The 12,027-nt window shown below is 39.5% G+C and carries 11 protein-coding genes (1 of these 11 cut by a window edge); 9 read left to right on the forward strand and 2 right to left on the reverse strand.

Annotated elements, in window-relative coordinates:
• Positions 1 to 365, forward strand: the 3' portion of a protein-coding gene (locus CYAN7822_RS17020; protein ID WP_013323494.1) for an acyl carrier protein phosphodiesterase. 217 nt of this gene lie to the left of the window's left edge; 365 of the gene's 582 nt are visible here — the last part of the coding sequence; its start codon lies beyond the left edge, outside the window; the stop codon is at positions 363 to 365.
• 384 nt (positions 366 to 749) lie between these two features.
• The gene (locus CYAN7822_RS17025; RefSeq protein WP_013323495.1) at positions 750 to 932 is read left to right on the forward strand and encodes a hypothetical protein; all 183 of its coding nucleotides are present in this window, start codon (positions 750 to 752) and stop codon (positions 930 to 932) included.
• 331 nt (positions 933 to 1,263) lie between these two features.
• On the opposite strand, the gene CYAN7822_RS17030 is transcribed toward CYAN7822_RS17025, so the two are convergent.
• Positions 1,264 to 2,175 carry an alpha/beta fold hydrolase gene (locus CYAN7822_RS17030; RefSeq protein WP_013323497.1) on the reverse strand — a complete coding sequence of 304 codons (912 nt, stop codon included), beginning with the start codon at positions 2,173 to 2,175 and terminating at the stop codon, positions 1,264 to 1,266.
• A 242-nt stretch (positions 2,176 to 2,417) separates the two neighbouring features.
• On the opposite strand from CYAN7822_RS17030, the gene infC reads away from it, so the two are divergent.
• The 7 genes from infC to CYAN7822_RS17065 all read left to right on the forward strand — a co-directional run bounded on the left by infC (position 2,418) and on the right by CYAN7822_RS17065 (position 10,916).
• Positions 2,418 to 2,948 (forward strand): translation initiation factor IF-3, encoded by a 531-nt coding sequence (gene infC / locus CYAN7822_RS17035; RefSeq protein ID WP_041933806.1) that lies wholly within the window; start codon positions 2,418 to 2,420, stop codon positions 2,946 to 2,948.
• Positions 2,949 to 3,073: 125 nt separating this feature from the next.
• Positions 3,074 to 4,594, forward strand: a complete 1,521-nt coding sequence (locus tag CYAN7822_RS17040; RefSeq protein ID WP_013323499.1) for an Ig-like domain-containing domain — start codon at positions 3,074 to 3,076, stop codon at positions 4,592 to 4,594.
• Between the two features lie 153 nt (positions 4,595 to 4,747).
• Positions 4,748 to 5,398: a class I SAM-dependent methyltransferase gene (locus CYAN7822_RS17045; RefSeq protein WP_013323500.1), complete on the forward strand. Its 651-nt coding sequence runs from the start codon at positions 4,748 to 4,750 to the stop codon at positions 5,396 to 5,398.
• 150 nt (positions 5,399 to 5,548) lie between these two features.
• Positions 5,549 to 6,553, forward strand: a complete 1,005-nt coding sequence (locus CYAN7822_RS17050) for a multicopper oxidase domain-containing protein (RefSeq protein ID WP_013323501.1) — start codon at positions 5,549 to 5,551, stop codon at positions 6,551 to 6,553.
• 98 nt (positions 6,554 to 6,651) lie between these two features.
• A complete protein-coding gene (locus CYAN7822_RS17055; protein ID WP_013323502.1) occupies positions 6,652 to 7,563 on the forward strand; it encodes a hypothetical protein in 912 nt (303 codons plus the stop codon).
• Positions 7,560 to 8,222, forward strand: coding sequence for a Fe2+-dependent dioxygenase (locus CYAN7822_RS17060; protein WP_013323503.1), 663 nt, complete (start codon positions 7,560 to 7,562; stop codon positions 8,220 to 8,222). The genes CYAN7822_RS17055 and CYAN7822_RS17060 overlap by 4 nt, the downstream gene beginning before the upstream one ends.
• 279 nt (positions 8,223 to 8,501) lie before the next feature.
• The gene (locus tag CYAN7822_RS17065) at positions 8,502 to 10,916 is read left to right on the forward strand and encodes a response regulator (RefSeq protein WP_013323504.1); all 2,415 of its coding nucleotides are present in this window, start codon (positions 8,502 to 8,504) and stop codon (positions 10,914 to 10,916) included.
• Between the two features lie 46 nt (positions 10,917 to 10,962).
• Here CYAN7822_RS17065 and CYAN7822_RS17070 read toward each other — a convergent pair whose 3' ends face one another.
• On the reverse strand, positions 10,963 to 12,003 hold the full coding sequence (locus CYAN7822_RS17070) for an acyltransferase family protein (RefSeq protein ID WP_013323505.1): 1,041 nt from the start codon (positions 12,001 to 12,003) through the stop codon (positions 10,963 to 10,965).
• Between the last annotated feature and the right edge of the window lie 24 nt (positions 12,004 to 12,027).

The following is a 12,027-nucleotide window of genomic DNA, read 5'->3' on the forward strand; positions in this document are numbered from 1 at the left end:
GAAAATTTGCCGGAGTAATTATTGATATTTATTACGATCACTTTTTGGCTAAAAACTGGTTAATCTATTCTGAACAAGATTTAGATGAATTTGTGGCTAATACCTATCAAATGCTCGAACAGCATCAATTGTTGTTACCTGAAAAGTTACAAAAAGCTTTACCCTGCATGATTCAAGAAGACTGGTTAGGTTCTTACCGTTATTTTGAAGGAATAGACCAAACTTTCTCTCGCCTCTCTCGACGTATTAAGCGAACTAATAATATAGCTTTTGCTTTAGAGGATTTGATTCAGAATTATTCTCAACTCGAAGAAGACTTTTTACAGTTTTTTCCTCAACTGATTGATTATGTTAACTTGGCTTAACTTGCCAAGCTTGTCTTTATAAGGGCCACTGACATCTGTAAAGGCTACCCGTACCCGTGAAATGTAATCTCTCAAATTATTTATTGCTCCGGTCCCTGTTACCGGCTTTCTACTTGTTCATCGGCACTTTATTGATCCCAGTTGTTTTTTTTAACAGTTCTTTTCTTTTTTGTCTTGTTACTTATCAAATATCATAAACACAAAAGCGGGTTTAAATATTGTTGTTTAGGATACAAAAAATAAAAGTTTAAGATTTATTTATTTTAGCCCAAATGGCGTGTCAGGGCAGGTGCGAAAAAACGTTAAATAAAATTACAGTTTGAGATAAATTGTTGTAGAGCCAAATGAAAACAATTAGAATAGAGAAACAAGGAGGTAAAATTTATGAACAATTACGACCTCAAATGTTATGAAAAAACCTATAAAGACCCGAAATATTGGGACAGGGTAGAACTGAGTTCTCAGGGGGATCGCCAAAAGGTCTGGGCTGATTGTCGAGGACTAACAGATAGTTTCTACAATGAATTAATAGCCCGAGGCTACCTGCTCCCCTTTTCAAAAACCTAATCAACGCACCAAATTTCAAAGCTTAAAAAATTGTTCCTTCAATCAACTGCCTAAAAATCTATGAGTCTTTGCCCGATTTGCGCTGTTTCAATGCTACGACACTACAGTCAAGGAAGACTGTATTATTTTTGTGGAAGATGCCGTCAAGAGATGCCCTGTTCCCTAAATCAAAAAACATTGAAGTTTGAAAAAAGCCCAAATTTATCGGACTCTCTGGAATCGCTTCCCATCAATACTCGCTCTGTAACGATCCGCTAATCATTGAGTCTGTTGGCAGGAGATGATCAAGGATTGCTAGTAAAGTTCTTCTCACTCAGATTGTATTGAGTCACTAGCTGAAATTATCCTTTAACCAATCTAAAAGAATTGGATTAAATCTTTGGGGATCTTCATCATGAGGACAATGCCCCATGTGATCTAGTTCAACCAACTTAATTTGAGGATTTTTTGCCGCTAACAAGGGAGCTAACTTAAAAGGAACCATTCTGTCTTGACGGCCCCAAACTAATAACATAGGAAGATCTAAGCGCTCTAAAATCGTTTTAGCAGAAGGAAAAACTTCAGGATTAGAAACTCTTTGACATAAAAGACAAAACATTCGCTCTGCGCCCTCATCTTGGGGAGGGGCGGCTAAAATAGCTATCAACTCGTCTGTAATAGCCTTATGATCATAATAAGCAATGCTGGCCCAACGACGAATGACCCCTGGACGGCGCAAAAATTGAAACAAAGGTTTAATAAAAATCGGAGAAGAAAAAACCCGTTCTATATTATCCACAATAGGCTGCACCCATTGGGGGACAACCGCTTGCCGAGCCGAAAAATCCGGTAAACTGAGCATAGCAATGCCTTTAACCATTTCCGGGTGTTTGGCAGCAGCAACAACACAAACCAATGACCCTAAAGAATTACCAACTAAGACCACAGGTTTTCCTATAAAGGTTCGCCAAAAATCGTAAACTTGCTCTACCCACAAATCAACGGTAAGATTAGTATAGACTTTTCTGGAAGCGCCAAAACCCAGTAGATCAATGGCATAAACTCGATGACGTTGACTTAAAACCCCAATATTATTGCGCCAATGTTCAATGGCGGCTCCAAAACCATGAATCAAAATTACAGAGGGATATAACTTATCATTTTCAGCTTCGCAACGCTTATAAGAATAACGAACTTGCCAACCGCGCCATACCCAATCCCGTTGATAGCCGATTCGCTGTTCCCAATTTTCAGCAATAGTCACAACTTTCTCAACTCCCCCAATAAATCTTTACTTTTCTTTAATTGTAGTAGCCGCTCGGGCTTGGTAGGGGGATAATCGATATAATGTACCACCATTACCTTCTAGGGGTTAAGGTACAATTCTAATACACTTATTTACTGAATACAGACACTTGCATTTACAGCTAGTAAAATAGCAAATAAATTATCCATCTAACTCATTTAGCTAATTTCACTGATTGGAGCGATAAACAAACACCTGTGATAAATAATACTAAACGCCCTCAGCGCGATCAACCCCAAATAAACGAAAGAATCCGTTTTCCACAAATTCGGGTCATCGATAATGATGGTTCGCAAATTGGCATCATGACACCAGACGAGGCGTTAAGAATTGCCGAGGAGAAAGAACTGGATTTAGTATTGGTCAGTGAAACGGCCAATCCTCCAGTTTGCCGAGTCATGGATTACGGTAAATATAAATTTGAACAAGAGAAAAAAGCAAGAGAAGCTAAAAAGAAACAACATACGGCTGATGTCAAAGAAGTAAAAATGCGTTACAAAATTGACGACCATGACTATAATGTCCGCGTCAATCAAGCGCAACGTTTCTTGAAGTCAGGGGACAAGGTAAAAGCAACGATAACCTTCCGAGGCCGAGAAATTCAACACGCTAATTTAGCAGAAGAATTACTCCAACGAATGGCAAACGATTTGCAGGAAATTGCCGAAGTCCAACAAGCTCCCAAAAAAGAAGGACGTAATATGATGATGTTGCTCTCTCCGAAAAAATAAATCCACTAAGGATCAACAAGCAACTATCATAAGTCATGAGTGATGAGATAAAATAACCTATCTACATCATTCTTTTTTTTTGATTCCTTTTTAACCCCCCCGCTCCTCTAGAGGAGTGATAATCGATGAAATCAATTCCTAAACTTAAATTCAAACTGCCACGCTTCAAGCGTTTACAAGTAAAACGTTTACAAGGTTTTGATTGGGTTGTAATGATCTGTATCCTCAGTTTAGCTGTGGCGATCACTGCAATTCTCTGGCGAGGGGATCAAGTTCCCTTCCAAGTCACTCACTTTAGTTGGGATGGAAAACAGATAGGTATAAAAGATCGTTACTTCACCCTCTCATTTAATCGTCCTGTAAATCCTCAAACCGTCGAACAAAATTTAGTCACCAATCCCCCTCTTCCCGGAAAAACCAGTTGGTCCGGCCCAAAATTAGTCTATACTTTAACTGAACTGCCAATTTATGGCACTAAATATGAAATACAACTGACTGATGCCACCCCTACTTACAGCAATCAAGCCATTGAACCCTTTATCAGTGTAATTAATACTCATGATCGAGCTTTTGCTTATATTGGCATAGAAGCACAAGAACGCGGAAGATTAATTTTATGTAATATTATTCAGTCCAATCAAAGCACCACTCAATTAAAAAAAGTCATTTTAACGCCAGAAGATTTAGTGGTCACTAATTTTGAAATTTATCCTCAAGGCGATAAAATTCTTTTTGCCGCATTTGATCCCAGTAAAGGAACAGAAGGGCTCAACCAGCAACAACTCTACACCGTCACCACAGGACTCAATTTTCTACTATCAGAACAAAGAGAACCTAGTGGCAGACTGCAACGGATTTTAGATGCCAAAGACTATAAAAACTTACAGTTTGACTTATCTGATAACGGTAAAACCATAGTCATAGAACGAGAAAATCAACGCAACCGAGCCGATGCCGGATTATGGGTGATTCCTGAAGATGGAAAACCTAGACCTTTAGGTCTTCAAGCCAATGAATTTATCGTCGCTCCTGATGGTCAAACCGTAGCGGTTTCTCAAGATCAAGGAGTCGGAATTATTCCCTTAACGCCCGGCTCGGGTTCTCCTCAATTTTTTCAAGGATATGAAAAAGTTGTTGGCTTTTCCAAAGACGGAACTCAAAAATTATTGGTCAAAAATAACTCAGATTTTACCCGATCTTTATTGCTGGTCAATAAGGACGGAAAAGGCAAACAGCTATTACAAACTCATAATCCTATTATTAGCTGTAAATTTGAACCGAGACAAGAAACGACTCTTTATTGCCTTAAAACCGATTTAGTTGAACAGGAAAAAGAAAAATATAGAGAAGAACCTTTTCTCTCTATTGTGGATTTAAAAACCGGTAAAGATATTCCTTTTTTAGCCTTACCTAATTATCGAGATGTACAGATGAGTATGTCTCCCGATGGAGTGGCTTTATTATTTGATCAATTAGTCACAACTCCTTTAAATCTTAAAAATAACTTGGTAACACAAGGAGGACAGGGAATTGCTGATGGCCGTCTTTGGTTACTTCCCTTACCAGAAGAGGTGACAGAACAGAACTTAGTAAAAATTCTTCCCGAAGAACTTAATCCAGGTTTTAAGCCGCGTTGGTTACCTTGAAGAATAGTTATTAACTATGAGGAAATAATTTTTTAATTAACCATGACTTATCGTTAGTATCTTGAGCTAATTTAGCTAATTTTTTTCCGGCAAACATCACTAAAATAAAATCATACTAATTCAATCAATCATTCTCATCATAGTTAAAGACTGATGCTGTTGCGACCTGAACAACGTACCAAATTAGACCCAACCGAAGACGATCTATTTTATTCCTATCCTCGGTTTGTGACCCATGTTGACGATCAGTTTATTGATCAACTGAGTGAACTCTATCGAGAAAAACTCAAACCCCATACTCGTATCCTCGATCTCATGAGTAGTTGGGTTTCCCATCTTCCCGAGGAAATGGTATTTGCTCACGTTGAAGGACACGGACTAAATGAGGAGGAATTGGCCAAAAATCCGCGCCTAAATCATTATATTGTCCAAAATATCAACGCAAACCCCAAATTACCCTTTAATGACCAAGAATTTGATGCTGTTCTCAATGCTGTCTCGGTTCAGTATTTACAGTATCCGGAAGCAGTATTTTCGGAAATTTACCGCATTCTTAAGCCGGGTGGCCTGGCTATCATCAGCTTTTCTAACCGAATGTTCTATCAAAAAGCCATTGCCGCTTGGCGAGATGGAACAGAAAGCAGCCGCGTACAACTGGTTAAAAGCTATTTCCAAGCTGTCTCAGGTTTTAGTCAACCGGAAGTAGTGGTGCGTCAGCCATCACTCCCTGCTTTCTTACAAATGTTTGGGTTAGCCGGAGTCGATCCTTTTTATGCGGTAATTGCTGAGCGTTTACCAGCTTAACCCATCTATAGCCCATCTAGGGGTAGTGCCGGCGTGCCTATCCCTTACCTTTAGACTTAGTTTAAAATACTTAATATCTTTTGAAGCCCAAGAGTTATTGAAAATTTTTCTGATAAAATAAAAGCGAATAATTTTCAACTATGGCCAATTATGACATTGTTTTCCGATCTAAAAGAGAGTAAAAACTCCTTTTGGACTCGTCGCAAGCTATTAATTTCGGGGTTAAGTGGAATCGGCGCAGCTAGTGCCGCTATTGCTGTGAGCTATCAGAAACGTCGTTCCTCCCTAGCCGTCAAAATTCCCCCCCTCCCAGAAAAAGCCGAAGTAGCAGAGGGATTTAACCCCATCACTGTCTTAAGAGACTTTAACTATGGTACTCTTAAACGAGAAAACGGTAAAACAGTGCGAGAATTTGAAGTAGTTGCCAAAAGCTCTACCCTACAACTCAATTCCGCCATCTCCTTTGTCAGTTGGAACTTAAATGGACGAGTGCCAGGACCAACTCTAAGAGCCATAGAAGGAGAGCGGGTTCGAATTATCTTTCATAACCAAGACGGACATTCTCACAGTATCCACTTTCACGGTATTCATCCTGAAGACATGGATGGCGTTAAACCTGTACGGCATGGCAAAAGCACGATTTATGAGTTTAATGTCAGTCCCTATGGTTTATATCCCTATCACTGTCATATAGCACCAGTAACTCGTCATATTAGTAAAGGACTATATGGCCTATTAATTGTCGATCCCAAAAAAGGTCGCCCACCTGCTGATGAAATGGTGATGGTGATGGGAGCGTATGACATCAACAACGATGAGCAAAATGAACTTTATGCTTTTAATGGCATTCCCAACTATTACCGAGATCATCCCATACCTATTTATCAAAACCAACTGATCCGCTTATATGTCCTCAATATGGTTGAATATAACCCTGCCCTAACCTTTCATATCCACGCTAATCTATTTCGAGTCTATCGTAGCGGGCGAACATTAACCCCCAATGAAGAAACCGATGTGATTACTATGGGGACAGCAGAACGTCATATCCTAGAATTTTCCTATCCTTATACTGGCCGCTATATGTTTCATCCTCATCAAGATTTCGCCGCAGAACTCGGTTGTATGGGATTTTTTAATGTGCTTCCGACTTAATGAAAAAATAAACTAATAAGAATCAAGAAAGTATTGACAATTATTTGCATCAAAACTAATCTATTGTTCTAGTCTTTTTCTCAGGGGGAACTTTGGCAATGACAAAAAAATTAAAGCCAGTACAAATATTTTTAGCACTTGGTTTAGCGACTACGATGGTCGCCTGTGGAAATCCCTCTAATGATGGAGGACAAACCAAAGAAGAGGTAAATCAACAACCTTCCCCCACTCAAACTCAAGGCGGTGAAGGTGGTGAAGGCGGCGAAGGCGGCGAAGATCAAGGAGGTCACGGAGGCCATAAAGATGATCAAGGCGGCGAAGGTGGTGAAGGTGGCGAAGGCGGTGAAGGCGCAAGTACGGGTAGTCCAAATGTGGATTACATAACATCCTTGGGATTAATGAAAGGACATCTGATAGCCGCAGGAGAATTGCTTGAAAAAGGCAAATATGAACAAGCCGTTCCTCACATTGGTCATCCTGTAGAGGAATTATACGGAGGAATAGAACCCCAACTACAAGAGCGTAAAGTCCCCGAGTTTAAATCTACCCTAAATCAACTCAATGACTTGATCAAATCGGCTCCCAAAGACCCCAAAGTTAAACAACTGTACCAAGAAGCCTCTCAAAAGATCGACCAAGCGATGGCGGCTATACCCGAAAAAGAACGTCAGTCTTCAGAATTTGGACTACAAGTGATCAACCAAATGCTCAGAACGGCGGCCGAAGAATATCAAGCCGCGATCGCAGATGGCAAAATTGTAGAAATCGTAGAATATCAGGATTCAATGGGCTTTGTGGCCTATGCTCAAACCCTCTATAAAGATATATCGCAAGATATCCAACAAAAAAGCCCAGAAGAAGCCAAAAAAATAGCGGCTAAATTAGATGAACTCGAGAAAACTTGGCCATCGGTTGAGCCACCTAACAAACCTGTAAAAACCACTGAAGAAGTTTATGGGTTAGTAGGGCAAATTGAATTAGCATCTTCAAGCATGACCGGGCAAAAATGATTTTTACCATTCCCGATCTGTTGACAGCATCCGAACTAGAGGAAATTCGCTCTATCCTCGAAGGAGCAGAATTTGCTGATGGGAAACTAACCGCCGGTTGGCACGCTCAGTTAGTAAAAGATAATCAACAATTAAAATCCGGCCAAATTCAAACTCAATTAACACAGAAGGTAAAAGAGGCACTGAACCGAAACGCCCTATTTCAGACAGCCGTGCGTCCGAGAATGATTCATTCCCTACTATTTAGCCGCTATGATGTGGGAATGTCCTACGGAACTCATACTGATAATGCTTTGATGGGATCAGGTTTTTGGCGTTCTGATGTGTCTTTTACCATCTTTTTTAATCCTCCCTCAGACTATGAAGGAGGAGAATTAGTCATTGAATCGGCTGATGATGAAAAAGCCTATAAATTACAAAGCGGCGCGGCTTTAATTTATCCTTCCTCAACCCTCCATCGAGTTGACCCGGTGACAAAAGGCACTCGACTGGTGGGAGTCGGTTGGGTACAAAGTTTAATTCGCTCTGAAAGTGAGCGAGAAATTTTATTTGATCTAGAGACTGCTAGGCGATCAATGTTTTCCCAACAGGGTAAAACGGTAGAATTTGACCTGGTTTCTAAAACTATTGCTAATTTATTGAGAAAATGGGCCGAGTAAGTTATTAGTTATTAGTCGTTAGTCATTCGTTGCCCTTGCCTTTTAATTGTTCGGTGTCACCAGGTCAACAAAACTTAGCACTACGCCCGTAATTCCTAGGGTACGATAAAAGAGGAGACTTAAAATTTAATAAATAAGAAATTGTCAACAAATCTGCTAAGACAATGGACACAAAAGGGTAGTTTGATTCAAAAAACTACATCTTACCTCAAAAATAGATAACTTAAGCTATCTCCTACTTAATAAAGACCTTGTAATGTAGGGAGAAATAAATAAGGCGTGAAACTCTTGCTGGTAGAAGATGACCAAAACCTTGCTGAGGTCATCAAAGGGGCACTTAAAAGTCAGCACTACCTTGTAGATCTAGCGACTGACGGACAAACAGGCTTAGAATTTGCCGAAATGTTTGAGTATGATTTAATCATGCTCGATCTAATGTTACCAAAACTTGATGGTATTCAATTTTGCCAACAGCGACGTAAACAAGGAGACCTTACACCCATTCTTCTGGTAACCGCCCAAGACGATGCCACATACAAAGTCAGGGCACTAGATGCAGGGGCAGACGATTACCTGGTCAAACCTTTTAATATACAAGAATTGTTAGCCCGAGTTCGTGCGTTATTACGTCGGGGGGGTTTGTCTTCAACTCCCCTTTTACAATGGGGACCGTTAGACCTTAATCCTAGTAGTTGTCAAGTGAGCTACCAAGGGCAACTCCTGCATCTAACAGCCAAAGAATATGGAATTTTAGAACTATTTTTAAGGAACCGGAACCGCATTTTTAGTCAAAGCGCCCTGATTGAACATCTTTGGTCTTTTGATGAATCCCCCACAGAAAATGCCGTTAGAACCCAAATTAAAAGCCTTAGACAAAAACTCAGAGGAGCCGGAGCTTCTCCTAATTTGATTGAAACCGTCTATGGACTCGGCTATCGACTCAATGGGACTATCCTTAACGCCGCACAAGCGGCATTAGAAGAAAACGACAAAGAAAGTGCGGAACTCGTTCGGCACCCCAACCTGATTAACAATTCAGGCACTTCCAATCTAGTTGATCAAACCATTAAATTACTCTGGAACCAACACCGAGAGGGATATTTTAATCGAGTAAAATTTATTGAACAAGTGGTTAATTCTAACCATCTAACCGATGGGAATGGAGTCAATAGACAACAAGCCATTACTGAAGCTCACACGCTAGTGGGTGCCCTTGGCAGTTTTGGATTTGAACAAGCTTCAGGAATTGCTCGTGAAATAGAACGAGTTTTAAAAATGGAGAGGGGGTCTAATCAAATAGACCGAGAAAATCTTTTAAAATTGGTGAAAACATTAAGACAAAAACTAGAGACAGACCAGAACAACGAAGAGACGAATTTAGATGTAAAAGCCTTAAGTTTTTGTCATCCTTATCAAAGAAAAGATTATCAATTGTTAATTGTCGATAACGATTTTGCCCTAGCTCAAGCCATAGCAACTCAGGCAAAAATATGGGGATTAAAATCTGAGATTGCTTGTAACTTATCTCAAGCCAAAAGAGCGATTGCCAGTTTTCAGCCTGATGTAATTTTGTTAGATCTGTTCTTTCCTGATACAGGAGAAAATGGGCTAGAACTATTACAAGAACTGAGCCAATTAATTCCTTCTATTCCTACCATTGTGTTGACGGCTCAAAATGATTTTTCATTTCGGGTGAAAGTGGCTCGTTTAGGGGGAGTAGGTTTTCTGCAAAAACCTCTTGCTCCTGAGCGCATTGTTGAAGCGATCGTCAAAGTGGTACAACCCGGTTGTCTACCCACAGCTAAACTGATGATTGTAGACGATGATCCCAACTTGTTAGAGATCACGCGAACTTATTTGGAACCTTGGGGCTTTACCCTGACATTACTCCAAGACCCGAAACAATTTTGGGAGACTTTAGAACAAACTAATCCAGACCTCCTAATTCTGGATGTTGAAATGCCAGAAATTAGCGGCATAGATTTGTGCCAGGTGGTGCGAAATGATCCCCATTGGCATGAGTTACCGGTGTTATTTCTTTCGGCTCATACTTCGGCTAAGGTAGTGCGTGAAGGATTTCAAGCCGGTGCAGATGATTATATTTATAAACCGATTGTTGATTCTGATTTGGTTAGCCGCATTCTTAACCGTTTAGAACGAGAACGCCAACGCCGCCAATTAGCTGATGTAGATAGTTTAACCGGTGTTGCCAGTCGGCGCAAATCTATTCAAGAAATCACTCGTATGCTGCATTTAGCACAACGCCAAAAACAGCCTTGTTGTTTTATTATTCTTAATATAGAGAATTTGTCACAGATTAATGAGCTATATGGTCATGCTGTTGGGGATCAGGTTTTGCGAGGTTTAGCAAAAATCTTACAGCAGACTTTTAGATATGAGGATATTATTGCCCGTTGGGGAAACGAAGAGTTTGTTCTTGGATTATATAATATTGATCTACAGGGGGGAATTACCCGAACCAGAGAGTTTTTAGCTCTTTGCTCAAACTCACTGTTTACTGATGCTTTAGATCACTGTTTTCAAGTTAAACTTACTGTGGGTGTTGCTGAGTATCCTCTTAATGGCCAGACTTTACAAAATTTATATCAAGCGGCGCAACAGGCGCTATACCAAGGGAAAGTCAAGGGAGGTTATGGCGTTTTTGGTACTGAAGAGTTTAGCCTGATTCTTTAAGAAATATTGGAAAACCAAGCCAAAATAGTATTTTCAGCGCACCTGGTTATTTCAACCATTTATAAATCCAAGGTTGTATTTTTAGCTCTACCACATAAGCTAATCCGATAATTAGCCCAACCTCGAGGATATATCCAAGCCAAACATGAGAAAAATATTGCTCTAAATGACTGTGTTTTAAAATCGGATAATGAAAAATATATAGTCCGTAAGAAATCGGTGCAATGAGCGCAAATACGGCTAAAAATTTTTCCATAAACCAAAATTTTTTTTGAAACACAATCAAGCCAAAACTTAACAATAAGAAAGCCGCAAAAAAATGTCTAAAAATTAAAAAGGGATAGTAGCCAAATCGAATTTCTTTAGTATATAAAACCGGCATCAATGACAAACTCAGCATCACCAACAAAGATAAAAAAATTGAGGTACAGTTTTGCCAGGTAAATTTTCCTTGACTCTTATAAATCTCCGCTAATTCTAATCCTGCCCACCAAATAATAAAGTAAGATAACCAGAGAGCAGGTTGATTAGGAATGAACTGGTAAACCCCTAAACTAATAATTGATAAAATCAATATAAAATAGATGCGATTGGAAGTTTTAGGTAACAATTTATAAGCGGGAAAAAAGAGTAAATAAAACCACCACTCATAGGATAAACTCCAAAGGGGATCATTCCCTAAAAAGGGTTTAACTAAAGTTCCAGGTTTCACTGAAGCAAAATCTTGTAGCATAAAAACATTGCCAAGAAAATTTTTCCAGCTAAATTTATCGGCTAAAGATCCATTTAAATAAAAAATCGTTATTGAAACCAGAAGGGCAATAAAAAAAGGTATATATATGCGACGAAATCTTTTAATTAAATAAGATTTAAAGCTTAAATTAGGACTCTGTTCAACCGACCAATAAATGACAAATCCACTGAGCAAGAAAAAAAGCATAACGGCTTCTTGCCCAAAGGAAAAACACAGGGTTTGGAGAGAATGAGGGAAAAACTTTAGCCCATCTATAAAATGAGCTAAAGCTACGTAAAAAGCCGCCGCTCCTCGGAGAGCATCAAGGTTTTTTAAATGGCTTTTGTTCGACATAAAGAACTACGGATATTTGGCAAT

The organism is Gloeothece verrucosa PCC 7822 (assembly GCF_000147335.1).
Taxonomy (GTDB): domain Bacteria; phylum Cyanobacteriota; class Cyanobacteriia; order Cyanobacteriales; family Microcystaceae; genus Gloeothece; species Gloeothece verrucosa.